This window comes from Moritella sp. JT01, assembly GCF_001574435.1.
Classification (GTDB): Bacteria; Pseudomonadota; Gammaproteobacteria; order Enterobacterales; family Moritellaceae; genus Moritella.
The window spans coordinates 69,144-94,858 of the sequence record NZ_LOCN01000019.1; the positions used below are offsets into that span (position 1 = coordinate 69,144).

Annotated in this window: 29 protein-coding genes; 3 read left to right on the forward strand and 26 right to left on the reverse strand. The window is 40.0% G+C overall.

From position 1 onward, the window contains the following. Positions 1 to 218: 218 nt before the first annotated feature. From AKG98_RS14675 to AKG98_RS14700, 6 genes are all read right to left on the reverse strand, one after another. Complete coding sequence (locus AKG98_RS14675; RefSeq protein ID WP_067047263.1) at positions 219 to 746, reverse strand: type II secretion system protein; 528 nt, start codon at positions 744 to 746, stop codon at positions 219 to 221. Positions 747 to 864: 118 nt separating this feature from the next. Continuing rightward, the gene (locus AKG98_RS14680) at positions 865 to 1,326 is read right to left on the reverse strand and encodes a GNAT family N-acetyltransferase (protein ID WP_067047266.1); all 462 of its coding nucleotides are present in this window, start codon (positions 1,324 to 1,326) and stop codon (positions 865 to 867) included. 188 nt (positions 1,327 to 1,514) lie between these two features. Beyond that, positions 1,515 to 3,638, reverse strand: coding sequence for a TonB-dependent siderophore receptor (locus AKG98_RS14685; RefSeq protein WP_083543980.1), 2,124 nt, complete (start codon positions 3,636 to 3,638; stop codon positions 1,515 to 1,517). Positions 3,639 to 3,752: 114 nt separating this feature from the next. After that, positions 3,753 to 4,691: an AraC family transcriptional regulator gene (locus AKG98_RS14690; protein WP_067047269.1), complete on the reverse strand. Its 939-nt coding sequence runs from the start codon at positions 4,689 to 4,691 to the stop codon at positions 3,753 to 3,755. 160 nt (positions 4,692 to 4,851) lie between these two features. Continuing rightward, positions 4,852 to 5,088 carry a hypothetical protein gene (locus AKG98_RS14695; protein WP_067047272.1) on the reverse strand — a complete coding sequence of 79 codons (237 nt, stop codon included), beginning with the start codon at positions 5,086 to 5,088 and terminating at the stop codon, positions 4,852 to 4,854. 191 nt (positions 5,089 to 5,279) lie between these two features. Beyond that, positions 5,280 to 6,077: a helix-turn-helix transcriptional regulator gene (locus AKG98_RS14700; RefSeq protein WP_067047273.1), complete on the reverse strand. Its 798-nt coding sequence runs from the start codon at positions 6,075 to 6,077 to the stop codon at positions 5,280 to 5,282. Between the two features lie 69 nt (positions 6,078 to 6,146). Here AKG98_RS14700 and AKG98_RS14705 point away from each other — a divergent pair, with 69 nt between their 5' ends. Then, positions 6,147 to 6,911: a methyltransferase domain-containing protein gene (locus AKG98_RS14705; protein ID WP_067047277.1), complete on the forward strand. Its 765-nt coding sequence runs from the start codon at positions 6,147 to 6,149 to the stop codon at positions 6,909 to 6,911. Positions 6,912 to 6,932: 21 nt separating this feature from the next. Here AKG98_RS14705 and AKG98_RS14710 read toward each other — a convergent pair whose 3' ends face one another. The 6 genes from AKG98_RS14710 to AKG98_RS14735 all read right to left on the reverse strand — a co-directional run bounded on the left by AKG98_RS14710 (position 6,933) and on the right by AKG98_RS14735 (position 13,344). Then, the gene (locus AKG98_RS14710; RefSeq protein ID WP_067047280.1) at positions 6,933 to 7,736 is read right to left on the reverse strand and encodes an AraC family transcriptional regulator; all 804 of its coding nucleotides are present in this window, start codon (positions 7,734 to 7,736) and stop codon (positions 6,933 to 6,935) included. A gap of 74 nt (positions 7,737 to 7,810) precedes the next feature. After that, positions 7,811 to 8,416 (reverse strand): LysE family translocator, encoded by a 606-nt coding sequence (locus tag AKG98_RS14715; RefSeq protein ID WP_067047283.1) that lies wholly within the window; start codon positions 8,414 to 8,416, stop codon positions 7,811 to 7,813. A gap of 92 nt (positions 8,417 to 8,508) precedes the next feature. Then, positions 8,509 to 10,074: an aldehyde dehydrogenase family protein gene (locus tag AKG98_RS14720; RefSeq protein ID WP_067047287.1), complete on the reverse strand. Its 1,566-nt coding sequence runs from the start codon at positions 10,072 to 10,074 to the stop codon at positions 8,509 to 8,511. 22 nt (positions 10,075 to 10,096) lie between these two features. Then, complete coding sequence (locus tag AKG98_RS14725) at positions 10,097 to 11,194, reverse strand: saccharopine dehydrogenase family protein (RefSeq protein ID WP_067047290.1); 1,098 nt, start codon at positions 11,192 to 11,194, stop codon at positions 10,097 to 10,099. Positions 11,195 to 11,336: 142 nt separating this feature from the next. Further along, the gene (locus AKG98_RS14730; RefSeq protein ID WP_067047293.1) at positions 11,337 to 12,200 is read right to left on the reverse strand and encodes a DUF1338 domain-containing protein; all 864 of its coding nucleotides are present in this window, start codon (positions 12,198 to 12,200) and stop codon (positions 11,337 to 11,339) included. A 292-nt stretch (positions 12,201 to 12,492) separates the two neighbouring features. After that, complete coding sequence (locus tag AKG98_RS14735) at positions 12,493 to 13,344, reverse strand: RluA family pseudouridine synthase (RefSeq protein ID WP_067047296.1); 852 nt, start codon at positions 13,342 to 13,344, stop codon at positions 12,493 to 12,495. A gap of 953 nt (positions 13,345 to 14,297) precedes the next feature. Between AKG98_RS14735 and AKG98_RS14740 the strand changes: the two genes are divergently transcribed. Further along, positions 14,298 to 15,929, forward strand: coding sequence for a sodium:solute symporter family protein (locus AKG98_RS14740; RefSeq protein WP_067047299.1), 1,632 nt, complete (start codon positions 14,298 to 14,300; stop codon positions 15,927 to 15,929). A 16-nt stretch (positions 15,930 to 15,945) separates the two neighbouring features. Further along, a complete protein-coding gene (locus AKG98_RS22730) occupies positions 15,946 to 16,068 on the forward strand; it encodes a putative transporter small subunit (protein WP_228140317.1) in 123 nt (40 codons plus the stop codon). Between the two features lie 123 nt (positions 16,069 to 16,191). Here the strand turns inward: AKG98_RS22730 and AKG98_RS14745 are convergent, their stop codons facing one another. The 14 genes from AKG98_RS14745 to AKG98_RS14810 all read right to left on the reverse strand — a co-directional run bounded on the left by AKG98_RS14745 (position 16,192) and on the right by AKG98_RS14810 (position 25,552). Continuing rightward, positions 16,192 to 17,061, reverse strand: coding sequence for an MYG1 family protein (locus AKG98_RS14745; RefSeq protein ID WP_067047301.1), 870 nt, complete (start codon positions 17,059 to 17,061; stop codon positions 16,192 to 16,194). A gap of 204 nt (positions 17,062 to 17,265) precedes the next feature. Beyond that, the gene (locus AKG98_RS14750; protein WP_067047304.1) at positions 17,266 to 17,982 is read right to left on the reverse strand and encodes an SDR family NAD(P)-dependent oxidoreductase; all 717 of its coding nucleotides are present in this window, start codon (positions 17,980 to 17,982) and stop codon (positions 17,266 to 17,268) included. Positions 17,983 to 18,060: 78 nt separating this feature from the next. After that, on the reverse strand, positions 18,061 to 18,390 hold the full coding sequence (locus AKG98_RS14755; protein WP_067047308.1) for a DUF1330 domain-containing protein: 330 nt from the start codon (positions 18,388 to 18,390) through the stop codon (positions 18,061 to 18,063). 165 nt (positions 18,391 to 18,555) lie between these two features. Continuing rightward, positions 18,556 to 19,005: a GNAT family N-acetyltransferase gene (locus AKG98_RS14760; RefSeq protein WP_067047312.1), complete on the reverse strand. Its 450-nt coding sequence runs from the start codon at positions 19,003 to 19,005 to the stop codon at positions 18,556 to 18,558. A gap of 31 nt (positions 19,006 to 19,036) precedes the next feature. Then, positions 19,037 to 19,480: an N-acetyltransferase gene (locus AKG98_RS14765; RefSeq protein ID WP_198155540.1), complete on the reverse strand. Its 444-nt coding sequence runs from the start codon at positions 19,478 to 19,480 to the stop codon at positions 19,037 to 19,039. Between the two features lie 74 nt (positions 19,481 to 19,554). Beyond that, positions 19,555 to 19,884 carry a DHCW motif cupin fold protein gene (locus AKG98_RS14770; RefSeq protein WP_067047319.1) on the reverse strand — a complete coding sequence of 110 codons (330 nt, stop codon included), beginning with the start codon at positions 19,882 to 19,884 and terminating at the stop codon, positions 19,555 to 19,557. A gap of 145 nt (positions 19,885 to 20,029) precedes the next feature. After that, a complete protein-coding gene (locus AKG98_RS14775) occupies positions 20,030 to 20,401 on the reverse strand; it encodes a VOC family protein (protein WP_067047322.1) in 372 nt (123 codons plus the stop codon). 106 nt (positions 20,402 to 20,507) lie between these two features. Beyond that, complete coding sequence (locus AKG98_RS14780; RefSeq protein WP_067047325.1) at positions 20,508 to 21,206, reverse strand: aspartate/glutamate racemase family protein; 699 nt, start codon at positions 21,204 to 21,206, stop codon at positions 20,508 to 20,510. 38 nt (positions 21,207 to 21,244) lie between these two features. Then, positions 21,245 to 21,589: a 5-carboxymethyl-2-hydroxymuconate Delta-isomerase gene (locus tag AKG98_RS14785; protein ID WP_067047328.1), complete on the reverse strand. Its 345-nt coding sequence runs from the start codon at positions 21,587 to 21,589 to the stop codon at positions 21,245 to 21,247. Positions 21,590 to 22,023: 434 nt separating this feature from the next. After that, positions 22,024 to 22,260: a hypothetical protein gene (locus AKG98_RS14790; protein WP_228140318.1), complete on the reverse strand. Its 237-nt coding sequence runs from the start codon at positions 22,258 to 22,260 to the stop codon at positions 22,024 to 22,026. An 82-nt stretch (positions 22,261 to 22,342) separates the two neighbouring features. Beyond that, a complete protein-coding gene (locus AKG98_RS14795) occupies positions 22,343 to 23,119 on the reverse strand; it encodes a hypothetical protein (RefSeq protein ID WP_067047334.1) in 777 nt (258 codons plus the stop codon). Positions 23,120 to 23,161: 42 nt separating this feature from the next. Beyond that, entirely contained in the window at positions 23,162 to 24,025 is an 864-nt protein-coding gene (locus AKG98_RS14800; RefSeq protein ID WP_228140319.1) for a TraB/GumN family protein, read from the reverse strand. Positions 24,026 to 24,119: 94 nt separating this feature from the next. Further along, entirely contained in the window at positions 24,120 to 24,836 is a 717-nt protein-coding gene (locus AKG98_RS14805; protein ID WP_067047340.1) for an ABC transporter permease, read from the reverse strand. After that, positions 24,833 to 25,552, reverse strand: coding sequence for a Crp/Fnr family transcriptional regulator (locus AKG98_RS14810; protein WP_067047343.1), 720 nt, complete (start codon positions 25,550 to 25,552; stop codon positions 24,833 to 24,835). Before AKG98_RS14810 ends, AKG98_RS14805 begins: the two co-directional genes overlap by 4 nt. Between the last annotated feature and the right edge of the window lie 163 nt (positions 25,553 to 25,715).

Consider the following 25,715-nt stretch of genomic DNA (forward strand, 5'->3'; position numbering starts at 1 on the left):
TAAATACCGTACACGAATGACAATTTAAAATGAAAAATTTGGATTATCGTTACTCACTTGCAGTATTTTATTCGCAGGTTGCAATGACAGTAACGAGCTCTTTTCACCGGACGATGATCAGTTGGAGATATTTGAGGGGGACAATGGGCAAAGAGGAATAACCCTGTAATGGTATCGGAGTCAGCTCAGGCTCCTACTTTTACAAGTTGACAGCGAAACTAACAACCCGAATCTTCGAAACCAATAACAGGCTGAGAACCTTCAATTTCTAAATTAGCGTAGTAGGCAAAGCAACTTCCAAGTACATGTCCATTTGGCCAAAAGAAAACAACATGCCCAGATGTAACGGCATCAATAACCGGTTCATTCGTATAACTGCGATTACCAAGAATACAAAATGCAGAATCATCACAAGGTACAGTTAACCAATTTGGAGTCCATATTGAACTAGGTAAATCCATATTCAAAAAATAGCGCATCTGTCTTGCATCAGGCTTAGGATTACCTGCCACTAATGTGACCGTATTACCATTATAATCAACACTCGTTTCTGACCCGTCAATTTTTTTACGCACATTAACCAAGCCTATTGCCGCTTTCAACGTCGCACTGGCGCTCTGCACAACGGCACTCGTTGCATCGTGCTTCATATTAATAAATTTAGGGATCACTGTCGCGGCTAGAACACCTAAAACGATGATCACTATTACTAATTCAATTAATGTAAAACCGTTATTGTTTTTCATAACATCAACTCATTCTAGCTTAATCGGAAACACGATATAAATATAGAATGAGTACTCTAACTTGTTAACAAAATAAATCAATACTCTAAAAGCGTAAGATAATTACCCACTGAGAGATTTAATGACGTAAAATCAATTCCATTGGCATAACTTTAATACCTGTTCTTTCCCGAACGCCACTCACAGGCACAAAACCAAATTTTAGATATACGTCTGTCGCATTTAAGGCTGAATTAACCGTAAACTTACCTTCGTTACCATGAGCCAAACATACGTCTCTCGCCAGTTCCCATAATGTTCTAGATAACCCCTTCCCTTGTTGTGAGTCAGCAACAAATAAATGATACAAATGCGCATTTCCTTTCATCCCAACAACACCAATTAGTTCGCTATTTAACTCAGCGAGATGGTACTCATAGCCTGCATCTAAATAGTTAGAGATACAATTTGGTGCCATAGAATTCAGAATTAACAGCCCACCCTCTTTACTACAAGTCGGTAAAATGTATTTAATGACAAGTGGCGTGATTAACTGGCTGATCGCATCAATATCATCTAAATCGGCTTTTCTTATTATCATTAAATATCCTTAGCGTGTAGGTTTACCTATATCTAACCTACACACTAAGGAATTGTTATTCAACATATAATCCTAGGTACTTAATCGACCTTTAATCAATAAGAAGAACCCGCCTCTGGATGTTGCACCTGCCAATCATGATACAATTTATTAATCGCAACCTGCCCTATTGAAAATAAGATTAACGATTAAAAATTAAATTTCACGTTAGCTGTGATACTACGTTCAGCACCAAACCAACAATTGTTCGTGTCATAACAAGAATAATATTCAGTACCAAACAAGTTACTCGCTACCACAGAAATACTTGAACCATCTAAACTGTCGCTTAAATAAGACAGGTCATAAGAAACTGACAGATCAACTAATGTGTAATCAGGTACTTGATCGCTATTCAGTGCATCAATCTGTGTTTCACCCACATAACGGATACCCGTACCGATAGTCGTACCTGCAGCCATTCCGTTATAAAGATAATAATTTAACCACACATTAGCAGCATGTTTCGGTACCCAAATCGGCGTTTTACCTTCCAACCCGGTATTATCCTCAGTCACTTTCATGTCCATATAGGTATAACTCGCCGCAAGATCCATATTGTCGGTTAGCATTGTATTTGCTTCAACTTCGACACCTCTAGACTGAGTTTCACCCGTTTGAACTTTATTGTATGGTGTGCCTGTCGGATCACGCGTTAAATCATTCTGCTTGGTAATGTTAAACAGTGAAACAACAAACGTTTTACTCATATCTGCAGATTCATACTTCAGACCCGCTTCCCACTGTTCACCCGTCGATGGTACAAACGCATTACCATGCCGATCTGCGCCAACGACAGGTTCAAAACTTTGGGCGTAGCTAACATAAGGCGCTAAGCCATTATCAAAGTTATATAAACCACCTAAACGGAAAGCAAAATTATCTTGTTTAATGGCTGCAGCTGTATCAGACCCTGAAGCATGGTCTGTTGATGTTTGTTCATATTCATCATAACGGCCACCAGCGATCACAATCCAATTACCTAATACCAGCTGATCTTGTACATAAAGCCCGACTTGATTACTCTCTAGATCAAAATCGGTGGTGTAGGTGAAATTAAGCGAACTACCGTCGATTTGTTGATGATTAGGGTTAAACACATCAATCGATGGCGCACTGGCATCTTTGTAAATAATACGTGAATCGAGTTGCTGATAATCAAACCCTAACAGTACGTTATGTTCGAGTACGCCTGTATTGAAACGACCTGAAATTTGATTATCGATAACAAAGCTTTGTGATTTCTCATCGGTAAGATACGCATTACGGCCAACGGTACGCATATCGCTCTGCAGCGCAGTGTTATAGGTATTTTCTTGGTAAGCATCCGCATCCATGTAACGCGCATTCATCAAGAAGGCCCAGTTATTATTAAACTCATGGTTAATTTTATAACCGAGCATTAATACTTCACGCTCGTAAGTATTCCAGTTTTCATCACCTGTGAAAGTACTCGAATCAAGTTTCCCGTTAGGATTTGATAAAACACTCCCCGCACCAGGCACTGATGTGTAAATACCTGCTGATGGATCATTTTGGTAATAAACATTAAAATTAACGAGCGTCTTATCGGATACCTGCCAATCTAAAGACGGGGCAAAAACATAACGTTCTTCTTCAGAGGTATCTGCTTGTCCGTCTTTCTTACGCGCTAAAGCAACTACACGATAAGACAGATTTGAATCAGCTATCTGACCAGTGGTATCAATAGAGAGCTCTTTGTGGTCATGGCTACCACCAGTTATCGTCACATCGGTACTTTGTTCTTGCTGTGGTGATTTAGCAATAAGATTGACCATACCGCCCGGTGGGATATTTCCATACAAAACAGAGGTTGGTCCCTTAAACACTTCGACTTGTTCAAGTGCAATCGAATCAATTTGTGGCTGTAGGTTCCAACCATTAAACATCAGCGGCAAACCATCATAAAAATTCTGATAGTTAATAAAACCACGAATATTAAATAAATCTAATCGAGAAACTGCGCCGCCCCTTAGTTCAGTATTCACAGCGGGTACGTATCGCAGTGCTTCAGCTACCGACTTAACTCCGCGTGAGTCTAACGTAACTCTATCAACATCAGAGATTGCTTGAGGTGTATCCATAGGCGCTAAGGCTGTTTTTGTCGCGGTGTTTCGATAAGCTTTACCAAAGACAGTCATTTGCTCTTCAGTATTGTCGCTAATAGACTGCTCGGCAAAAGCTGAACTCGATAACGCGCAAATAATGGCAAACGCCACTGGGGATAATATACGGGCAGGTTGGTGTTGCATTCGGTCTCCAAACTTCAATTTATGCAAATGATAATTATTATCGTTTGCATTGTATAGAGAGATTTAGAGAAAAAATTAACAATTTGGTGCAATAATTAAAAAGTTCAAATTATTTTAGCTTCGAGGTTCGATTGGTAGCCAGTATTCCATATAAGAAGATGAGTCCTCAGGGTCATAATTTACCGGATAGATCTCTAATTCATAACCATCAACACTGTCATAATTTGAATCCGGTATCCAATGTGAAAACAACCAAGCAAGTACTTGTTCTAATTGTTTAATCGGACCTGTAAATGGAATAACGGCATACTCTTGTGCAGGTACATCTATAGTATCTAGTGACGTGGAGCCGAGTAAAGCACCCGCAGTGCTGCCCGCCCAATAAGGGATCGCATCTATATCATCATTGGCTTTAATCACTCCGATAACACCAATCAACTCTATATCTGCAGCCAGTGATGAGCTTTCACTCAATACGGACAGCATTTCAGCTTCAGGCAAGTTTTCAACAAATTCAGACCAAATGAGCGGGACTTGCTGTTGATAATTAGGTGTTAATGAAAACAATCCTGAAATAATGCCAGATGTGCAGTGAAGCGTAAATCCTGGGCGGGTTTCAATACGGATTTGTAATAATCTAGCCGTCAAATCAAAACTATCTAACACTCGAGAACAGAGTTTAATTGGGGTGCGTAAGCCAAGGCGTTTACCACGGCGTCGATATGCCATTGGTGAATACGAAAACATATTTTTAAACGTACGACTAAAGCTAATCTCAGAACTAAAACCCAATGCAATCGCGATATCAACAACCCGAGTTTTACTACTTAATAATTGCTCAGCAGCTAAACTCAACTTTAGCTCTCGCACATACTGTGCAAGGTTCAGTCCCGTTTCAAGATGAAAAACACGCTGTAATTGCCAACGCGACCAGCAACTTTTATCCGCTAGTAGCTCAACAGATAACGGTTGGTCTATGTTTTCATTGATAAAATCCAACAACTTTCCGATGCGAGTAAAACGGTTAACTTGTTTTTGGTTTTCTTTTTGCATCGTACGTACAATACCTTTGGTAAATGACCGAGGAGAATAAGAAAATTCAGATAATCATTATAAGAATAATTCTCATTTGTGCAATAAAGCGGAAGGATAAATGGTGATTAATGTACGCATAGAAAGATAAGTATATTCATCCTAGTCTATAAATTTTATATTATGTATCGTTTTCATTTTTATTCTCTGCACCCGCTTTGGCACGATCTAATATCTTAAAGGTTTCACGAATAATAGCCTCAACATGGGATCTACTTTGAATTCTTTTAGGTAATGCAGCACGGTCTGCTTCAACACCTTCAATAAGGTTATTGATTAACCCTCGATTGTCCTCTTCGAGCCTCTGGATTATCATCGTTATCAAATATGAGCACGCATCTGCTTTGGGGTTCTTCATACATAGCCCTTTTTAACTTTAAGCTGGAAAATTAGAAATATAATTCTATATACAGTCTGAATAAAATAACCAAATATGCCCAAGCATACCATGTAAAAACAATAACTTAACACACTTTTGATTTACGTATTCAATCTGATATATAAACGCATAAAATAATGAATTATCAGCATTTAAAAATATGTAAAACCTTAAACCGTAATATATTCTAATGGTGATTTACCCATTATGTTACGAAAGGCTGCGATGAAAGCACTCGGTGTGCTATATCCTAACTCTAGTGCGATGTATGTTACCGATTTTCCATCGTGTAATTGCTCAATAGCATAAAATAACCTTACTCGCATACGCCATTCTGTAAATGTCATACCGAGCTCTTTTTGGAACATTCTTGCTAATGTCCTTGGACTAACATAAATCGACTTAGCCCATTGTTCAATACTGTCAGTATTACTTGGTTCTTTAGTCAATGAAAATAGAATATCATTCAATTTATCTCTATTTGACCATGGTAATGATAATAAAGATTTTTCCAATCCCGATATTTCATCAATCAGAACAAGCATCAAACGATACTCTTTTCCATTAACTGAATAATCACAACCCATTTGCATTGCTCGTTCAACAAGTGAATTAACTAAAACTGAGATATTAAAAATCTGCGGATATTCAGGTAAGGAATAAACCCATGCAGGGTCAATGAATAAATTGGCAATGTCCACGGCTCCTGAAAAAACCAATTCATGAGTCACATTCGGCGGGCACCAAAATGCTTGTGAGGGCGGAATCAAAAAGATGCCGTCATCAGTAACAACACGTGTAATACCCCTGACCGAAAAAATAAACTGCCCGCGAGGATGGCAATGTGGCGCTGAACACATGGCATTCGTCACTTGTTTCCAATACGGCAGCACAGGCTTATCAAAATCAATAATGTAACCTAAATCAATCGGTTCTATCTTTGTCAGTAAATCACTATATGTTGTCATAATATAGAAAGTAAGTCAGTTTCATCCGATTATAATAACAGTTCATTATTTATTCAAGGCGTTATAGAAATGGAACAAAGTGCGAAACACAATAACGAGGTCATATCACAATTTACCCAACAAGCCGTCCCCTTCACCAAATTATCAGGTCATTTAGATTCAGTAGATTTACTTATTAAAATGTCAGCCGTGAATGAAAAAGATACGGTGCTTGATGTCGCGTCGGGACCAGGTCTTGTCGCTACTGCTTTTGCCAAAGTTGCTAATCATGTTGAATGCTTAGATTTGACACCAGCAATGCTTGATCAGGCCAAACAGCAAGCCCTAGCCAATAACATAGCTAATATGTCGTTTCGTGAAGGGGACGCAATGACGTTACCCTACGAGGATGAGAGCTTTGATACAGTGATCACCCGTTATAGCTTTCATCATTTCCTGAAACCAGAGCAAGTTTTGTCAGAGATGATCCGAGTGTGTAAACCAAAAGGATGCGTATTGGTTGCCGATGTGGCTATTCAATCAAAATACTCAGAAATATTTAATCATATTGAACGATTAAGAGACTCCTCTCACGTTCACGCACTATCAATAGATGAACTCAATCGATTATTTACACAAAGTAGCCTTAAGGATTGTCGTAAATCAGAATACACAGTTAATGTCGAACTTGAGCAACAATTACAAGCGTCGTTCCCTACCCCTGATGGTAAAATTAGCATCAGGGGACTGATTACCGATGATGTGGATATTAATAAAACAGGCTTTAATCCCGAACTAATTAAAGGTAATGTCCATTACAGTTACCCCATTTCAATTTACGTCGGTATAAAATAGAGAATATCTTTATAACTATCATCAAACAAAAAATGATTGATACTGTTTTGGCGTCACCGCTAAACGTTTTTTAAAGTTTCGTTGTAAATGACTTTGGTCTGCAAACCCTAATGCATTAGAAGTATCTATAATAGAGTGCCCAGATTTAAGCAATATCTTCGCACTCTTAATTCGTTCATCTAATTGAAATGCATGCGGTGACAAACCATAGGTCTGTTTAAAAGTACGAAGTAAATGAAAACGACTTAACCCTGATTCTTGAGCTAGATCGGTGAGTGAATGATTAATATCAAGTTGATCTGCGATCATTTCTTTTACTCTGTGGATATGCGTGGGTTCTGATTTTTCTAGATCTTTCGTTAACCAATGCTGCTGCATGTATTCTATCAGCAACGCTTCTGCCGACAGTTCATGAGGTTCGAGTAATAAATTGGTAAATAATAAGTCAAAATTACCATACGCTTGTTGGCTACGTAAATAACGATTGGTAAAAGAAGAGTAATCAATGCTATCTATACCACTGATTTCAGCTTGTAACTCTCCAACCCAATGCGAATCAACGAATAACATACGATAAGACCAATCACCTTCCGCAGGGTTACATGAATGGATATCACCAGGATTAATCGTCACGGTATCACCATGACCAATACGGTTACATTGCTTCAAATTATTATAATCAGCAATTCCTGTATCAATAACACCAAATGAAAACTCATCGTGAGTATGTCCCTGATAGCAGGCACTCGATCGTGACGCTTGCCGCATCTCGACAAATGGCAACGCCTTACTTTGTTTGAAGAATACGGTTTTATCCTGCTTCATTCCCTTCATCCTTGTGTTTATCAAAAACAATTGTCGTTATTATCAATTCAACGTACATTAAATTATCATACGACTTACAGGCCAAAGAACATCGAGATAACGCTAATACTTAGCAATAACCCCATCATAATGTTAAATTTTATTTGTCGTGAACGCGTTGATAATCTGTCTTGAATAATATGCCCTATTGCTGCCCAAGTAGATATACCGACAAAACACACAGTAAATGATATAACGCTGAATACAATTAAATAGAGTGTGGATTCAGTGTCGACAGGCACAAATATACTCACACCTGACATAGAAACAAGCCAAGCTTTTGGGTTTAGCCCTTGCGATAATACACCGTCTATAAATGATGGCGGTTGTTTGACCACTTTACTCACGGTTATGTTTAAAGGAACTGATGTGGCAATTTTAAATGACATGTACAGGAGGTAAATACCAGCTAAGTATTTTAAAATATTAGTTATTTCCGGATATTGTATTAACGTTTGGTTCAAACCACAACCAACCAGCAATACAATCAAGGTGTAAGCGAATGTTGCACCGATGACATGTGGAACGGTACGGCGAAATCCAAAGCAAGCGCCAGAGCTTGTCGCAATAAGATTAACAGGCCCGGGAGATATAGCGCCTACTAAGGCAAAAATAGCCATCGATAATATAACTGTAATCATAAACACCTCTACATAAATTGATGCTTATAATATACCGTTTAACTAACAGTCAGTATTGAACAATATTGCTATTCTCTAAAGTAATGCATTGCTTAGTTACCTTTTGGCATATCGAAACTAATACCTTGCGCCAAAGGTAGTTCACTGCCGTAATTAATGGTATTAGTGGTGCGGCGCATGTAACTTTTCCATGCATCGGAACCACTTTCTCGACCGCCACCCGTGTCTTTCTCGCCGCCAAACGCACCGCCTATTTCCGCACCAGATGTACCAATATTAACATTCACAAGCCCACAATCAGAACCTCTTGCACTCATAAAGATCTCGGCTTCAGCTATATCTTTAGTGAAAATAGCGGACGATAAGCCCTGACATACACTGTTTTGTATTACAATGGCTTGCTCAAGTGAATCATAACTGTGCACATAAAGTAAGGGCGCAAAGGTTTCTTGCTGAACAATTTCAGCGGTCGGTTCAATATCAATAATGGCAGGCGTAATATAAAAACCACACCCTTTTTTGCCTTTATTCCTTACATGAAGTCGTTCATAACCACCTGTAACGAGTATCCCCCCTTGCTCAATAGCCGTATCAATACTTGCTTTCATCGCATCAATGGCTTGCCGATTAATCAAGGGCCCCATTAAATTCTGTTCATCAAAGGGGTCGCCAATACTCACTGTTTTATAAATCGCCTCAAGCTTGCTTAGTACTTGATGTTTAAGGCTGCTATGCACAATCAACCGACGCAACGTTGTACAGCGCTGGCCGCTCGTGCCCAATGCTGAAAACGTGATAGCCCGAATAGCTAACTCAAGATCCGCACTCGGACACACAATCATGGCATTATTACCGCCAAGCTCTAGTAGCGTACGCCCCATTCTCGCAGCGACACGGCAATTAACAGCTCGCCCCATGGCGCATGAGCCTGTCGCTGATACCAATGCAATATCCTTATGATCGACCAATTGTTCAACCTGCGTTTTCTCACCGAACACGATACTGCTAAGTTCCTTGTTCCCCCCAAATTGTTTAATGGCTGACAATAATAATTGATGACAAGCCAATGCGCTGAGTGGCGTTTGACTTGATGGTTTCCAAATAATGCTATTACCACAAATCAAACTCAATGTGGCATTCCAAGCCCATACCGCCATGGGAAAATTAAACGCAGTAATGATCACAACAGGGCCAATAGGATGCCATTGCTCCATCATTCTGTGATTAGGCCTTTCGGTCGCAATGGTTAATCCATAAAGCTGTCGCGATAGACCAACAGCGAAATCACACACATCAATCAGCTCTTGCACTTCCCCCAGGCTTTCTTGAAATGGCTTACCCGATTCAAGGCTAATCATGGTGGCTAATTGATGCTTTGCTGCACGTGCTTTTTCGGCAAACAGTCGTACTAATTCACCACGCTGTGGAGCAGGCACACTACGCCAATGATAAAATTCGGTTTTGGCACTGCTAATGACCTGTTTGATCACATCGGGTTCCGCGTGACTTATTGAAGCAAATGATTGACCATCATTAGGGCTGATTACCTCAACGTTGCTGTCACTATCAAAACGTTGTTCACCAAGATAAGCACTACCGTAGCACTTATCGTGAGCATAAAAACGACCAAGCACTGTTTTCAAAATTGCTTCATGCATGAGATTCTCCTCATCATTACCGTTAAATACTTAATTCCGCGTCTCGATAAGCTTTCGCAAACTCATTGGCCAAAAAGTCTTCAATGTCTAGCGTCTCTTGTTCAACGAAACCCTGTCTTGGTTCACGACTATTTAAAATTAAATCCACAGTGGTCACTGCGGCGCTGGCTGTCGATATTTGGATCGCACTTTGCTCTGCTGTGTGTCGAAGTAAAAAAGTACGACTACACTGTCTTAATTTTTCGTCAACATAACCAGTCGCTACCACAGAGATCAACACCAGATCTTGCATCGTGGTCGCGACAGAGCTTTCAAATATCTCCATTAACATGTCCCGGCGTTTACCCTCCTCCCCTAACCGTAAGTCATGAAATAAGAACTTCATCAACTTACAATGCCCTGGATAGCGGATTGTTTTATAAGTTAATTCTCGCAGTTGACCGTCTAAGGTATAACAAAGATTTGCCAACCCACCGGAAGTATTAAACGCTTCATATTCAACACCTGAGATAGAAAATACTTCTCTGCCTTCTAGCGGTTCTGTTAATGTCGGAATATGATTTTTGATGGATTCACAGGGATTTGCATATTCGTTAATTAACCCTTCTGTTGACCACGTCAGGTTGTACATCATTTGATTGGATGGATATTCAGGTAAGGCACCTACGCGTAATTTAAGACTATCTAGACGGTCAAAGCGATGTCTAAAGCTGTAACCCAAAATACCAATAAACCCCGGTGCTAAACCACATTGAGGCATGAATACCTGGCCCGGTGCTGCGGCTAATGCAATCTCTTTAATCGCTTGTGTACAACGTACATCTTCGGTTAAATCAAAATAGCTACAACCATTGGCTAAGGCGGCGTGTGCAACGTAAGGATTATCATTGAATGATAACGCTGAGATCACCGCGTCTTGCCCTGCAAAAATGTCATTATAATCGCGCATTTCAGAAGATGTTTTTGATAACAATTTAGTGGGAAATTGATGACTAAAACGAGCCACGGCATCCGGGCTTATATCTGCCCCTGTGACCTCATAATCGTCATGACTATGTAAAATTTGGGCAATTGCACCACCAATACGTCCAAGCCCTAAAACAACAATTCGTTTTGCCATTTCTAACTCCCTATGACTGACCTCTTATGAATACATGAGTACAGTCTATCCGTGTTCCATTTCTACTGATTCAACCACGTTTACGGATGAAATCACTTTACTGACAAACAACGTTAAGGATAAGTAATTACGCTGCTAACGCCTAATTTTTATCATCGGAGGTACCACTGCTAAGTATCGATTTCATATTCGTCGATTCAAATATTTTATCTGCACTCATTGGTACAAACCCTTGGTATAACTTGCCATTTTCTTGGTTAAACCGCTGTGCAAATTCGTAATAACAACTGCTTATTACTTGCTCGCCCGCATCTTTGAAATCAACCATGCAAGTATCAGCCATGGTTGATGCTTGAATTAATAAATCCGATGGCGCACCTTTGATCACGCCACCAGCCTCATTTAGTTGATAACCTTCTTGCTGTAATAACGCTACGACTTGTGACAGCTCAGGGGAACTTTTTAAGTGATTTACAAATAGAGTGAAATGATTAGCACGTAACCCCCAAACAGATAACCAAGCGGCATATTCCGATTCCGCCAATAAGGTTTGATAGTCTGTATAACTGGGTAACAGCCACAACCGGCCTGCACTTAATAATGGGCTGATCCCCCTGCTCGATTGCTCAAGTAAAGGGGACTTTAATGTCGCTTTTACCTGTTCGATAATATCTTGAATAATGACCTGAGAAGTGTCGGATAAAGACTGCCAGCGCAGTTCACTAATGAATATTTTGGTCGGTGACTTGTCATGAACATAACAACGCGCATCTAACTTTTTAACGTCGAACTGGTATGAGTCAAGATGTCGATAACCGAGTGCTAATATCTCATATTCTAATATATCCATACTGATATGCGAGTCGGCGAAGGTACGAAAAGCAACATGGTCATTCACTAACTCTTCACCTCGACTTTCAAACAGCTGATGTATATCGACGGCTTGTGGGCTAATGACGCTGTACTGCTGCCAGAGCTTGGTAAAAAATGCATCTAAAACAGACATGTATTATCTCCTTAATTGCATTACAGTTATGAGTGATGACTAATACTAAGATAGGTGATGAAGTAAGGTTTCGCTAGCAGGTAAGATGAAGTGTGATACTTCAGAGGGTTAAGAACGGATAACTGAGTCATTCTCCCGCTTGAAACGTTGGGGAGGATGACTCGAATAATAAATAGCCTACCACTAAAAGTAGACTGTATTCGCAATTAATATTTGGACTATATCTTCGCTAAAGTAATGATTCTAACGAGCATACCTTCATTATCAATGCGCATCGTGAGTTAATTTACTGCTAGCGGAGCAGATCAAGAAATCCAGCCGGTGCAGGCGCTTCAAACGTCAGTCGTTTACCAGTATTTGGTCGCGTAATACTTAGGCTCAATGCATGCAGTCCCATGCGTGGGCCATTAGTGCCGTAACGAGGATCGCCAATCACTGAATGCCCTAACCAAGCCATATGGGCACGGATTTGATGTTGTCGACCCGTCTCGAGTTTAACTTCAAGCAATGTCCGGTCCTTTACAGTGCGCAGCGTTTTAAAATGCGTGACGGCGTTTTTGGCTTCCGGATGTGGACCGACAATCATCTGGTACTTCTCAGGGTCCATTCTCAGGGGCTGGTCAATCCGACCTTTACTTGGTTTCGGGCAACCTTCAACCACCGCAAGATAGGTTTTTTCGGCCCCTGACCATCCCTCATTAACAGCTTCACGCATCTCGCGAGAAGTTGCAAACATCAAAACACCCGATGTATCACGATCGAGGCGATGAACAGGCCATAAACCAACAGAATTCTTTGCATGTGAGAGTTGTTTGCGAAGAATAGCAAGCGCATGCTGTTTGTTTTCACTGGCTGATGCCACTGACAGCAAGCCTGCCGGTTTGTTGATAACTATAAGATCATTGTCCGAATACAAAATTTCCAGGTGGGAAACACCATGTTGCATGCTCTTTCCCGCTGCCCGAACCTCCACATTGTCGCCAACTTCAAGCTCATGGTCATGCTTCATGATCAGCTGATCGTTGACCAGTACGCATCCTGTTTTCAGTCGTTGTTTTATGTTTTTTCGACTCCAGCCTTTTAGCTGAGTATTGAGGAAAGTCAGTAGACCAGAGGCCTCTTTCACTCGTAATCTATCAGACATAGTAAGTTATTCTCCAACCTGCTTTTTCCAGTAATGCTTTAAACATAATAATCATCACTTAACATTTATATAGTAGACGTCTCGATTTGATAAAACGAACCGTCTTGTAAATTATTTTTTAATCTTGTAAGTTATATATTGAAGTAACTTGGGTATATGCAAGACTAATTATGAGCCTGAGTATATTGATATTAATTTTCAGCACAAGATAAACCTGACTGTTTGACCAGAATACTAATAACACTGCATAAAACCATCTCATTCATCATTTATTATACGAAATAACAAGCTTAAACCCCGCATCAATCATTCGATTGCAACATTCCCCCCAAATATAAGGCTCTGTGAAATAAAATATTAAAATATATTTTTGGGAAGAATCTTTACCTAATGTTGTGCCCTTATGATGCGTAAATTCAAAATATAATGATGGATTTAATGATCCATCATTACGCCATAAAGACCGTCATCCACTTGAAATCAGCCCTCTATTTTAAAGCCTAAACCAGTGACGTAGACAGCTTAAAACCTTGAAGACCACCCACTGATCCGACTACTTATAACCTGCTGTTTTTTATGATAATACCCTTCCATTCAATCATAATTAGTGATAGGAGAATATGACCCAACAAACACGAGCACAGTCTTTGCTGGCATTTTTGTTTTAGCAAAATTCGATGACAACCGTTACGCATCCAGCACACGCCCTTATTCGCCTGCAATCCAACGCTCTAAATTAGTCACATCATGGAGCCTCAATTACACTTAAAGTGCGTTAGAGAGTCCCTGAGGGCTTTTAGCGCTTTGATTTTATATGGGAGATGATGTATAAGTAAGCCGCCGAGTCTTTGATCATGCGAATAGCTATCGTGCAGCGTCAAGAAATAGGACATGCAATTGCTTTTATCCCGCGCATTTCAATTCTCGCTATAATTATAATCCCAAGGAGACCTATGTTAGACCCAGTGTTTTATCAATTCTCAACAAGTACTACCCTTATTCTCTTAGTTGGCTTTTACGGCCTTACCTTTCTGTTCTCAACCTTAGCTTCAAAAAAATCAAGCAGTGTCGATGGCTATATGGTTGCCAATGGCGCAGTAGGATTTGGCATAGCCGCAGCAAGTATGACGGCCACCTGGATTTGGGCAGCCTCTTTTTACGGCGCGGCAAGCTCAGGCTACCAATATGGTTTATCCGGCGCGATGCACTACGGATTCTGGGGAGCTTTAATGATATTATTTATCTATCCCTACGGACAACGCTTCCGTGAACTAGCCCCTAGAGCACGTACTTTAGCCGAAATAATGCAAGCAAGACACGGTTCGTCAAGTCAACTTATCTTAGCCGTTTCAAACTTAGTGGGTAGTGTTATCAGCCTAATGGTTAACTTCACCGCTGCAGGCGCATTGGTATCTGTGTTAACACCATTATCTTTCGAAGTTGGCGTAGTAATAGCTGGTATTGGCGTTTTATCTTATACGCTATGGTCAGGTTTCCGAGCTTCTATCTTAACCGATTTCGCGCAAGTTGTGGCAATGATGCTAGTGGCTATTGTGCTAATCCCTTGGATTTATTTCAACATGGGCGGTTCAGAGGCACTTTCACAAGGCTTCAGTATAATCACAGCTGAACAAGCAGACTTTTTCTCGACTAAAGCAATTTTAGAGCAAGGCGCACCATTCTTTGTAGCCGTTCTTGCCTACGGCATCGGTAATCAAACAATTGCCCAACGACTTTTTGCGGTACGCCAAGACCTTATTAAATCGTCATTCATTACGGCGACGCTAGGCTACGGTTCAATCGTTATCGGTTTGGGTATGCTCGGTATGATGGCACTGCTTATGGGAATGACGCCTTATGAAGGTGACCTGAACAACCTGATTCCACAAGTTGCTTCAGCCTACCTACCGCCATTTGCTATAGGCATGTTGTTTATCTTAGTTATTGGCTCTTTGTCATCAACAGCTGATTCAGATCTATCTGCACTTTCTGCTATTGTTATGACTGATATCTACGCTAAAAACTTAGCGAAAGGTAAAATCGACAATAAGAAAATGCTGTTACTGGGTCGTATAACTATGATTGTCGCGACAGCCCTTGGCTTAATTCTCGCTAGTTTCTCGCTCGACATTCTAGTCATGCTGGTATTTGTTGGTGCATTATGGGGTACGCTTGTCTTCCCTGTTATCGCTAGCTGTTATTGGGACAGAGTGACCAACCGCGCTTTCTTAAGTGCTGTACTCGGTGGTTTAATTCTATTTTGCTTGGTTCGTTTTGAATGGTTCGCACTCGTCGGCATGTGGGCTTATAGCCTAGAATTTATTGCTGCTGTCGGTGGTGGTACTGTGATTGGCTTAATGTTCTTTGGCTTTACAAATCGCAACGTTGCGCTTATCGCTGGTTCAATCGTAGGTGTGCTATGCGCATTCTATTTCCACGACTTCTTACGTGACTACACTGTGTTGCTTGGTTCTCTGGTTGCCTACGGTGCAAGTACCATGATTTGTACTGCGGTTAGTCTCACAAGCAATGAACGATTTGACTTTGCGCTGATCCATGAACGCGTTCAACATTTTGATGATTAAACACTAGGAGCACAATATGATGTTATCTCTCTACATTTTAATATGGCCGGTAATCTCAGCAGCAGTGCTGTACGTCATCGTCAGCGCTTTTGTTAAAGACATGGCAGAAGCCAAACGCGAAGATCGTGATATAGTTTAAATAAGAAAATGCAGAAAAGACTCACACTGCTCAATGACTAAAAAACACTGAGTAGTGTGTTGCAAAAACACCCATGTGAATACAGTATTCACATGGGTGTTTTTATTTTAGATAACCGTTTTACTAAGCTTGAAGAGCGATGAATGCCATTTTCATGGTGCTTTCAAATGATTCTGCACCCGCAATAAATAAGCCATTATGGCAAAACATGACATCATCAATACCAGTCACTTCTTTAAACACTTTATCAGACAAACCAGCCCATGGTTTAGGCAGTGATTTTCTATCTTCGAATGAACCGAGTTCAACAGGTACAGCTTGAATGATCCATTTTCCAGACTGAGATGGGTAAACCATAAATAAAGCTTCTGGCGCTAAATTTAGAACCGTTGTTTTCCACGGCGTATATTGCGCTAATACAATCACTCTTGGATCGTCGGCATTATCAATTGCTTTAGCGACAATATCTTTCGCATTAATACCACCAGTCGCAGATGCAATGAATCGCGTTAAAATGCGCGACGCAAAAGCAACAGCTTCATCAAAACATGCATCCAAGTCACTGTCTTCTTCCCAAGTAGGGTTAAACATTGAAATAGTTTGGCTAAGGCTAATACCTTGAGCAACACCTTCAACATGACCGCAATCAACCGCGTCAATCGTAGACACTAAACCAGCATCCACTGCATCTGCGATTTCTTGGTTACCTTGGCATATTTCTAGGCCGTACTTCTGCCAAATTAGACCAAATGATGAATAAGGAATACCATTTTCGCGCTCACCTGCTCCACCACGTTGGTGATGGTCAAAACGCCCTGTATCTGGATCATATTCACCACCCACATCGATCACAATATCAGCTTCGCCGATCAGCTCTAAATCACGTGTACGCACGAGTTTAAAAGCAGGGAAAATGTTTTTAAGTGCAGCGATACTGAAAACATCATCTGCATGAAACTTACCGTTATGCGTTGCTATCGTTTTATCATTCATTTTTTATGTCATTTTAGAAAGGGGTAAGAAGATGTCGTTAGTTTAACTTTATTGTTTTGAATTTCCCAATTTTAGAAAATGTTAATCAGTAAAATTATATGGCGGATTCTATACGAAGACAGCGAACAAAAATAGCTGATTTTTAATAACTTAAATATCAAACAAAATGTTCCAAATCTCACACTCGTCGTGTGCATTAATTTGTTAACTGATGGCTTTAAGATAAAGCTTAAACGGCATTCGCGACAAAATAAAGCCAATAAGCTTCCACCTTTTTGTAATATAAACAATTCTACGTTTTGCTTGAATAGCATTAAAGATTTGCTTTGCGGCTTTTTCCACAGACGCCATCCAAAATATACCGTCCCCTTTGGCCATACCTGTATCAACAAATCCTGGTCGTACATCTGTAACGAAAATATTGTGTCCCTCTAGACAGGACCTACAATATATTCCTTCCAAATAGCTAGATATGTAAGCCTTTGAGGCATTATAAGAGGGACATGGTCCACCTCTTAAAGCCATGATCGAAGATGTGCCAACAAGATGTCCTTCACCCTTGTCAGCAAAGTAGTGATAAGCAACATTTGCCATTGCGGTAAAGCCTGCCACATTTACCGCAACGGTTTCAAGTTCACCAGAAAGAGGAAATGCTGGTTCAATATTTCCAGTTCCAGCGTTGATGACTACAACGTTTACATCACCCATATCCCTAAGCAACGTGTGGAGCCCCTTCACAGATTCAGAAATATCAGTGAGATCCATCGTTAATTTGAAGCATTTGTGGGATAACTCTTCCTCAAGTGACACCAGCAACTCAGAGCGACGCCCTGTTATTCCAACAATATAGCCATAATCAGACATTTGCTTAGCAAGCTCACGCCCTATTCCTGAAGTAGCTCCAATTATTATCGCTTTCATAACTTCCCCCGTTGTACTGCTATTCTCATATAATTATTAAATACCCTTGGCTAAATGTTACGAGCATATAACGCTTTGTTATGACTGACTTTCGAAGTACCCTGAATTCACCAAGTCATCTGTTTCCGACACACCTGGAACGATTGTAGCCCAGCCTTCCGTGATACTATTTCGAAACACCGAAACCGCTTGATGTTCTTCGGAATAATACCACTGTTTGGCAGCCTCAAAACTCTTAAATTTGTAAATAGCCATACCTGGTAAAGTACTACCTTCAACGGTTTTTACTGGACTACCAACAATAACTTCTGCTTCATATTTTGCATTGATAGGTTTGACTAATTCAGTCAACTCATCGATTTTAGAACGATCTAATATTTTATAGTTGAACACTACATATGCAGACATAATTGATTCCTTTCATGTTTATGGGATATAACTCCGTGCTCAGCTTGCGGAGTATTAAATAACAGTACCCTATTCACACTCTAAACTACAAAGCCAACCACCTCGTCAATATGTATCTTCTGATGCCCAGTGCTAAATTGTCCGTTTTAATTTCTTGTCAGCTGTTTACAATAATTTTTCTAAAAACACTAGCGTTGTACAACCGAGTTTTTTTTGCTTAAATGGTTTGTAACCTCTATGGCTGTACATAGCCAAATTTGCGGTGCTGTTTATACCTGTAAAAAGTTCAATCCGGTTTGCTTCACGAAAAGATAATTCCAATTCAGAAAGTAACGTTGAACCAATCCCCTTACCTTTAAGTTGAGGTGTTACAGCCATGCGGCCAATTTGACAGGTTGAATTAAATAATGTTGCCTGACCACTCGCGACAATTTTGCCATCGATAACAATTTTGACGATTCGTCTCTTACCAAACTCAGCCTCTAACTCTGCTAAAGTTTGTGTCAAAGGCGGAATCTCAAAGTCATCATGCAGCTGAGCCTCTGAAATGTATGCTTCTTTTTGAATTGCGAGAATTACAGACGCATCTTCGACAGATGCTTCAAATACTTCCATGTTGATTTATATTCCTTTTGGCAGTTTATTATTAGGTAAATTTCAACGACAAAGATAGGAAGTTCCCATCATTTTCAACCACTTCATATCCGAGTCTTTTATAAAACTTAACAGCCTTATTATTCCGAACAAAGCTTGATAACGTAACACTATTTCGGTGCTCACTTTGTGCAACTTTATGAACATAATCCATTATAGTCTCACCTAACTTCTGATTTTGAAACTCTGGAAAAACAACCAACAAGTGAACATGATAAGAATTATCGTATGGCTTGAAACACAACATTCCAACACGTGTTGATGCAGCGTAAACCCAGAAAAACCAATTGGGTTCATAATCTGCAATTAAACGATTTCGCTGATAATCATCACACCAACCAAAAACCGAATCTACATGAGAATACAGCCCTTCCTTTACCACCGAAAACAGTGACTCAAACTCACCTTCTAATATTGATTCTAACTTGATATCCATATGCCTCATAACGCCAAAGTTTGGGGGAGGAAAGCGCGGAGCGTTTTGCCCTAAGCATTTATTAGTTATGACATTTAGTCCACTACGAAGAGCTTAGCTCCACCTGCTGTAGACGAACGGTGGGGTTCTGCATTATCTGCTACCTGATAGCTCATTCCGGGTTTTAAAGTAAATGTCCGTCCGTCTTCTAATTCGGTGTGAAGTTCGCCCTCCATACAAAATAATATATGCCCTTTCCGACACCAGTGATCAGCGAGGTAACCTGCGGAATACTCCACCATTCGAACTCGAATATTACCAAACTCGCGAGTTCTCCAGTATGCCACTCCAGTATCTCCTTTATGCTCTGTTGGTTCCACATCTGACCATTCAGTAACACCGAAAGGTATATTTTTTAACTCCATGAAATCATTCCCTTGTTTAAGAGTTCAAAGGCTCATAATATCGCCACTATAAGCTGTTCATGTAGCGCACAATTGTTCATGAAACAGCGTAGTCATAGCCATGTGACATTTGTTCAGAATTGGCAGCCTTGCTGTGCTTGCCTTGTTAAGCTTGTACATTTTGACCGAAACGCCATAGCACACCACTTGGATCGTAAAGCACGAAATCCAGCATCCCCCATGGCTGCTCACTAATTTCAGAAAGCGTGATGCCATATTTTTCTTCGACACCTGAACTTTTTACGGCTTCATGCCAAGAAGCAATATCCTCTACCAGTAGGTGCATAATTAAGTTTTCAGCAAATACTTTCTCGTAGAAGTCTTGAAGTAAGAAGCTACAATTCCCGTAGTTAAAATAAGCGATACCAGCTGAACCTGATGCTTTGGTAAAGCCTAAATCTAAATAGAACTGCTTTGATATTTCGAAATCCTTTGCTGGAACAAACGCTTTAAGTTCAATGGTATTTAGATTGCTCATGTTATTATGTCCTTGAAAACCTAACGCTCTAATCATGGCTAAAAAATGTCGACTAAAATGATAAAGCATAAGTGCCTTACCTAAATATTAATCACGCGGTACAAGATCACTGGTCACTTAAAGCTAGCTGTACTGCTTGCGCCGCGTGGATTTCAGTTGTGTCATACAAAGGCACATGAGTATCGACTTGTTGGACAAGCAATGCGATCTCTGTACAACCAAGAATGACGGCTTCAGCGCCCTGCTCATACAAACTATTAATGATATTAATGTAATGAATTTTAGACTCTTGGCGAAGAATACCTCGGCATAACTCATCGTATATAACGTCGTGAATGATGGTCTGTTCGTCGGCATTTGGAACAACAACGTCAATACCAAAATTGTCCACTAAACGGCTTTTATAAAAGTCCTGTTCCATAGTAAAACGAGTACCCAGTAGGCCGACTTTCGTAATACCATCGGCAACTAATTTACTCGCCGTCGCGTCTGCAATATGTAAAATCGGTATGGTGATTTGGAGTTCAATTTCGGGGACAACTTTGTGCATGGTATTGGTACAGATGATAATAAAGTCTGCACCACCAGCCTCGACAGATTTAGCCGCTTGCGTTAGTATCTGCGCAGTTTTGTCCCAATCACCTTGATGTTGTAACTTCTCAATTTCGTCAAAATTGACGCTATATAAACAGATTTTTGCTGAATTGAGGCCACCAAGTTCTGATTTAATCCCTTCGTTAATGGCTTTGTAATAACTGGCTGTAGATTCCCAGCTCATTCCACCCAACATCCCAATTGTTTTCATTTCGACAGTCCTATTCATTCGTGTTTAAAAAGACAAAATCACATAGTATTGCGATTACAATAAGTCGCTTTTTCAAACTCTGCGACATTCATTGTTATGTGTGAAAAACTAGGAAGCAATTCAATAAGTCTAGTGACAACAAGGCGTGATAATGCCGCTTTTTGCTCTGTTGTTCGTCCTTGCATGATATGCGAAAAAATATGGATAAAGTCTTCTCGCTGATTAGCCACTAAGTAGGTAGAAAACGGATTCATTCTGACTTTAATATCCTTTTCATTAAACAACCCAGAACTATTAGCTAACACATGGATTTGTTCAAGAATATACGCTTCGCTGTAGTGTTCTAAAATGTTTTCCGAACAATCAATCACAAAATGTGGCATTACGAATCCCTTAAATAATAAAATATAAGCAAGTCCCAGCCTAACCTAATTAATAATTAAAACCAATAGCTTAGTAATACATCAAATAGGTTAAACAAGTATGATTAAACTTACGATTTATTAGCCTAAATGACTTTGGTCAATTACTTGAGTCAAACACTTGGTTATAGTGACTGGGTATTTTACTTAACACTAAATTAATCGACTAAAGAGGATATTATTATGAGTTGTTGTGGTGGCTGCGGCGGACAAGATTTAGAAGAAACGAAGAAAGTTGAAGAAACAGAACAAGATTCAGAATAGTCAGTAATACAAACTCGTTAAATAAAGGCCTTACTTAACATCATTAGTCGGGTCTTTTGCTATTAAGGGCGTGACTAAAAAACGACGCCATGCTCATCAGTGACTAAGAAAAAGTGACTTGTAGAAATTTATTATGCCATACTGCAGGTATAGCCGATACGACCAACATTAGCAGCTAGCATCTTACGTTTAAAACCAGGGGTTGGCTCTGGGCCACGCCTTCTATTGGGTTTTGAGGCAGGCGGTATAATTTGCTCTACCGCTTTATCCGGTAATACAATCTCACTGTCGTTGCTGTCATATTGGCCATCGCTTACACACGCGGTTAGCAGCACCGCAATTACACAAGTTATGCTCCATTTCGACATAAACTTCGCTTGCGATCGATATTTAACTTGCCCAAGTTTGATCATTCGCCCTCTCGTTTATATATAACTTACAGTAGTGATACTACTTTAACGCTAATAGCGGTTGTAAACGCGCAGATTCTCGATCAATTTGTTTTAACGCTTGCTTGAAATTTCGTTTTAAATAACCTTTCAAATTACGTGTCGCGACCCCTGTTGGAATGCCTTTTAATCGACAAAACAGGGCCAAAGCAAAGATGACATTGTCTTCTGATAAAGTTGCCTGTCGATTTGCTTGTGCGTTATAGCAACTGCCACATCCGCCTCTAAAAGTATAAGCTGAATTAGCCATCATCACACCAAACCCCATAAAAATGGCGATAATCTCGGTACTCGCATTAAAATATTCCGCGCCACCTGGCGGGAGTTGTTGTGATTGTGCCACTACATGCTGGGCTAAATGATGCGCATAACTCGAGGCTAGATCGCCCGGTTTAGCAGCTTGCTGTGGATTATAAGTCATTGCTAAAGGCTGAGATGCAACTAACACAGGTAAAGTATTCGCAGCTGAAGAATCTCGTTGTACTGCGGATAAATCAAGTAATGCAGGAGGTTGCCCACTAAAAAACTGGGGCGCTTGTAACTGTAGTGGCCAATGACTCAATCCAGCATATTTAACCACATGATTAAAGATAGTTTCAGCCATACCGTGGCGACTATCAATATTACCGGGAAAGAAATCATTCGTTGGTTGGATTAACCGAGTACGCAGAAAGAACTCTTGATGATCAAAATGTGTTAACGCCCACGCAAATGTGTCAAACATCCACTCACAACTGGCGTCATCAATTAGCGGTTTAGAACGGAAAAAATTCAACATAGGTTCATTTCAAAATATAGGTTCAGATAGCAGTATCATATCCTAAAGTTGCGTGACTTTGTATCCAGCGGTTTCTAATCGTTGTAATAGTCCATCCTTTCCGACTAAATGCAATGCCCCCACAAGTACGAACTCCGTATCTTTACTGTCAAACATTGCTTCAATCTGAGGCAACCAATTATTATTACGTTGCACTAATAATGACTGATAAATATCAGGAAAGTCTTTAACCAAAGGGGTAATCGCAAGATCAATAAGTGCTTTGCGATTACCATGACGCCAAGCTGTTTTCATCTCATGCATAAATGTGGGTAATGTTTTTATATCTTCTAGACTATAACGAATCAGTTCATCTTCCTTACCTTTACCCATACCCGCAATAAACGCTAACTGTTGCTCTACTGTTTCTAGTTTACCGAGTTCTTTCGCATCGATAACCGCTTTACTGTTGTAATATTTATCAACACCAAGACCCGTTAAATTAAGGCGTTGTAGCTCCGCCATGGTTAACATTAACGAGACCATACTCGGTTTAAAATTATTAAGAGCCTGCATACCAATACCCCGTGATTCACAATACGCTGCTAACATCATGTATGTTTCAGGTGTTAAGTCTTGCGTTAAGTTCTGCCCAGCTGGGTATCTAAGCTGACTTAGCATGGTTTGCTGGAATTCAGGGCTTTCTAATTTAGCCATATCCGTTTCGAATACCAAGGTATCAGCCAACGCATACGCGCGATCAAACTCCGCCGGAAACGGATAATCATCAAGTGCTAAAACATGCACTGTTCCACCTAAATATAAACTGTGTTCTCCATTACTCACTTTCCATACCGACGATGTAGCATGTGCCATATTAACTACACCCAAGATCAGTATAGAAAATACATAACATATTTTAGCCATTTTCATTGAAACCTCTATTTTATAATCGAGTTTACCGACATGCTCATCAGTATTGCATAAATCTTGGTGTTTTATAATTTTTGTCGTTGATAACTCACTGCTTTTTTAACATTATCGGCTTTATCAAAGATAAGAAAAATGCCGCTGAAATCACCGATGAACCAAACAACATACACATGATCATAATTTGGTATCTCACTGCAATGAATGGCGATACGCCGGATAAAATCTGCCCTGTCATCATGCCTGGTAAAGACACTAAGCCAACAGCAAATAGTGCATTAGTAATAGGTATTAACGACGCTTTTAACGCGGTACGTCGCGCAGTAAAATAGTCATCGCCACGCGTCATTTCCGCATGTAAACGTTCAGCAGACAAACTGACACTGTTCATCGCATTAGCAAATGCCATCCCAGCAAGTGGCACCATATATTGCGGGTTGTACCAAGGGTCTAATCTCAGTACGCCAACACTCATCACAAATAAGGTAAACCCGCCCCCCAGTGTCACTGCGATTAATGCATATTTATACATTTTCCAGCGCTGCTCAGGCACTGCGCCTAAGGCAATCCAGCTCGAGGCGACAACCATGACGATAAGTACGACAACAACAATGTCTGCACGATGAGACTCAAAAATATATGACAGGAAATAGCCAATTAACAACAATTGAATCAGCATACGCGATAATGCATATAAGCCATTTTTAATCGGTAATCGCCATTGCAACAAGATAGCCAGCGCGACTAACACAGGAATAAAGGCAAAGGCCAAATAAGAGAAAGAAATCACCTGAACCGCATTGCTCACAGCTTATCTCCCGTCACTGATTGTACTGGTATATCAGCAGCAGCATACAAGGCATCGATATTTACAATACGAATATGCCCTCTTTTCTCTTCGATCAAGCCTTCTTTAGCCAGTTTTTTAAGTAGGCGTGAAAACGTTTCGGGTTGGATCGATAGTAATGAAGCCAAGGTACGTTTAGGTATATCTAATTCAATCACACCTTCATTGCCATTTTTATCTTGAATATTTTGCATTAAGAATAACAGTAAGCGATTTTTAGCATTTTCTACCGATAACATTTCTATTTCGAACAAATTTTGGTGGAGACGCATACTCATGCTGGCCATAATCGAAATCCCCGCGTCAGGATTTTTTTTCAAGATCTGAAGATATGTTTCGTTATTAAATGCGATCAGTTCACTTGCTGATACTGCTTGTGCAGATATAGGGTAAAAGGACTTATTCTTAAACATAAGTGCTTCTGCAAACGTATTACCTTCACGCATCACCTTAACAACTTTCTCTTGTCCATTGGCACTGGTTCTATACATTTTAAAATGACCTTTCAGTACTAAATAGAAACGGTCTGCTTTATCACCTTGATGAAAAACATTTTCTAATGGTTCAATCTTGAATACCTTTGCTGTAGCGAATAATAACTTAAATTCCTCATCGGTTAATGCTGAAAACAGGTGATGAGTTGATACAATTTCAATGGTATGACTGTCGGTAATCATGAATTCCAGCCTTTTAGTACGGTGGTTGAGCATCTATACAGAAGATAATGTTAAACGCAGGTGTAAATAAATATAATGCCATTATTTTAGTTTAAAACAACCGTTATTAGCCGATTGTGAATAACAAGATTTTATCTTAATTTCCTCTAATTTATTAAAAAAC

What these genes read in the sequence shown, in the direction of transcription:
- AKG98_RS14810 (WP_067047343.1), bottom strand. Translation starts at nt 25,552, where the DNA reads ATGATTACCGACAGTCATACCATTGAAATTGTATCAACTCATCACCTG.
- AKG98_RS14790 (WP_228140318.1), bottom strand. Translation starts at nt 22,260, where the DNA reads ATGTCGAAATGGAGCATAACTTGTGTAATTGCGGTGCTGCTAACCGCG.
- AKG98_RS14685 (WP_083543980.1), bottom strand. Translation starts at nt 3,638, where the DNA reads ATGCAACACCAACCTGCCCGTATATTATCCCCAGTGGCGTTTGCCATT.
- AKG98_RS14800 (WP_228140319.1), bottom strand. Translation starts at nt 24,025, where the DNA reads ATGGCTAAAATATGTTATGTATTTTCTATACTGATCTTGGGTGTAGTT.
- AKG98_RS14755 (WP_067047308.1), bottom strand. Translation starts at nt 18,390, where the DNA reads ATGTCTGCATATGTAGTGTTCAACTATAAAATATTAGATCGTTCTAAA.
- AKG98_RS14715 (WP_067047283.1), bottom strand. Translation starts at nt 8,416, where the DNA reads ATGATTACAGTTATATTATCGATGGCTATTTTTGCCTTAGTAGGCGCT.
- AKG98_RS14720 (WP_067047287.1), bottom strand. Translation starts at nt 10,074, where the DNA reads ATGCATGAAGCAATTTTGAAAACAGTGCTTGGTCGTTTTTATGCTCAC.
- AKG98_RS14680 (WP_067047266.1), bottom strand. Translation starts at nt 1,326, where the DNA reads ATGATAATAAGAAAAGCCGATTTAGATGATATTGATGCGATCAGCCAG.
- AKG98_RS14760 (WP_067047312.1), bottom strand. Translation starts at nt 19,005, where the DNA reads ATGGAAGTATTTGAAGCATCTGTCGAAGATGCGTCTGTAATTCTCGCA.
- AKG98_RS14730 (WP_067047293.1), bottom strand. Translation starts at nt 12,200, where the DNA reads ATGTCTGTTTTAGATGCATTTTTTACCAAGCTCTGGCAGCAGTACAGC.
- AKG98_RS14675 (WP_067047263.1), bottom strand. Translation starts at nt 746, where the DNA reads ATGAAAAACAATAACGGTTTTACATTAATTGAATTAGTAATAGTGATC.
- AKG98_RS14770 (WP_067047319.1), bottom strand. Translation starts at nt 19,884, where the DNA reads ATGGAGTTAAAAAATATACCTTTCGGTGTTACTGAATGGTCAGATGTG.
- AKG98_RS22730 (WP_228140317.1), top strand. Translation starts at nt 15,946, where the DNA reads ATGATGTTATCTCTCTACATTTTAATATGGCCGGTAATCTCAGCAGCA.
- AKG98_RS14740 (WP_067047299.1), top strand. Translation starts at nt 14,298, where the DNA reads ATGTTAGACCCAGTGTTTTATCAATTCTCAACAAGTACTACCCTTATT.
- AKG98_RS14710 (WP_067047280.1), bottom strand. Translation starts at nt 7,736, where the DNA reads ATGAAGCAGGATAAAACCGTATTCTTCAAACAAAGTAAGGCGTTGCCA.
- AKG98_RS14775 (WP_067047322.1), bottom strand. Translation starts at nt 20,401, where the DNA reads ATGAGCAATCTAAATACCATTGAACTTAAAGCGTTTGTTCCAGCAAAG.
- AKG98_RS14750 (WP_067047304.1), bottom strand. Translation starts at nt 17,982, where the DNA reads ATGAAAGCGATAATAATTGGAGCTACTTCAGGAATAGGGCGTGAGCTT.
- AKG98_RS14705 (WP_067047277.1), top strand. Translation starts at nt 6,147, where the DNA reads ATGGAACAAAGTGCGAAACACAATAACGAGGTCATATCACAATTTACC.
- AKG98_RS14690 (WP_067047269.1), bottom strand. Translation starts at nt 4,691, where the DNA reads ATGCAAAAAGAAAACCAAAAACAAGTTAACCGTTTTACTCGCATCGGA.
- AKG98_RS14700 (WP_067047273.1), bottom strand. Translation starts at nt 6,077, where the DNA reads ATGACAACATATAGTGATTTACTGACAAAGATAGAACCGATTGATTTA.
- AKG98_RS14725 (WP_067047290.1), bottom strand. Translation starts at nt 11,194, where the DNA reads ATGGCAAAACGAATTGTTGTTTTAGGGCTTGGACGTATTGGTGGTGCA.
- AKG98_RS14765 (WP_198155540.1), bottom strand. Translation starts at nt 19,480, where the DNA reads ATGGATATCAAGTTAGAATCAATATTAGAAGGTGAGTTTGAGTCACTG.
- AKG98_RS14745 (WP_067047301.1), bottom strand. Translation starts at nt 17,061, where the DNA reads ATGAATGATAAAACGATAGCAACGCATAACGGTAAGTTTCATGCAGAT.
- AKG98_RS14735 (WP_067047296.1), bottom strand. Translation starts at nt 13,344, where the DNA reads ATGTCTGATAGATTACGAGTGAAAGAGGCCTCTGGTCTACTGACTTTC.
- AKG98_RS14795 (WP_067047334.1), bottom strand. Translation starts at nt 23,119, where the DNA reads ATGTTGAATTTTTTCCGTTCTAAACCGCTAATTGATGACGCCAGTTGT.
- AKG98_RS14785 (WP_067047328.1), bottom strand. Translation starts at nt 21,589, where the DNA reads ATGCCACATTTTGTGATTGATTGTTCGGAAAACATTTTAGAACACTAC.
- AKG98_RS14780 (WP_067047325.1), bottom strand. Translation starts at nt 21,206, where the DNA reads ATGAAAACAATTGGGATGTTGGGTGGAATGAGCTGGGAATCTACAGCC.
- AKG98_RS14695 (WP_067047272.1), bottom strand. Translation starts at nt 5,088, where the DNA reads ATGAAGAACCCCAAAGCAGATGCGTGCTCATATTTGATAACGATGATA.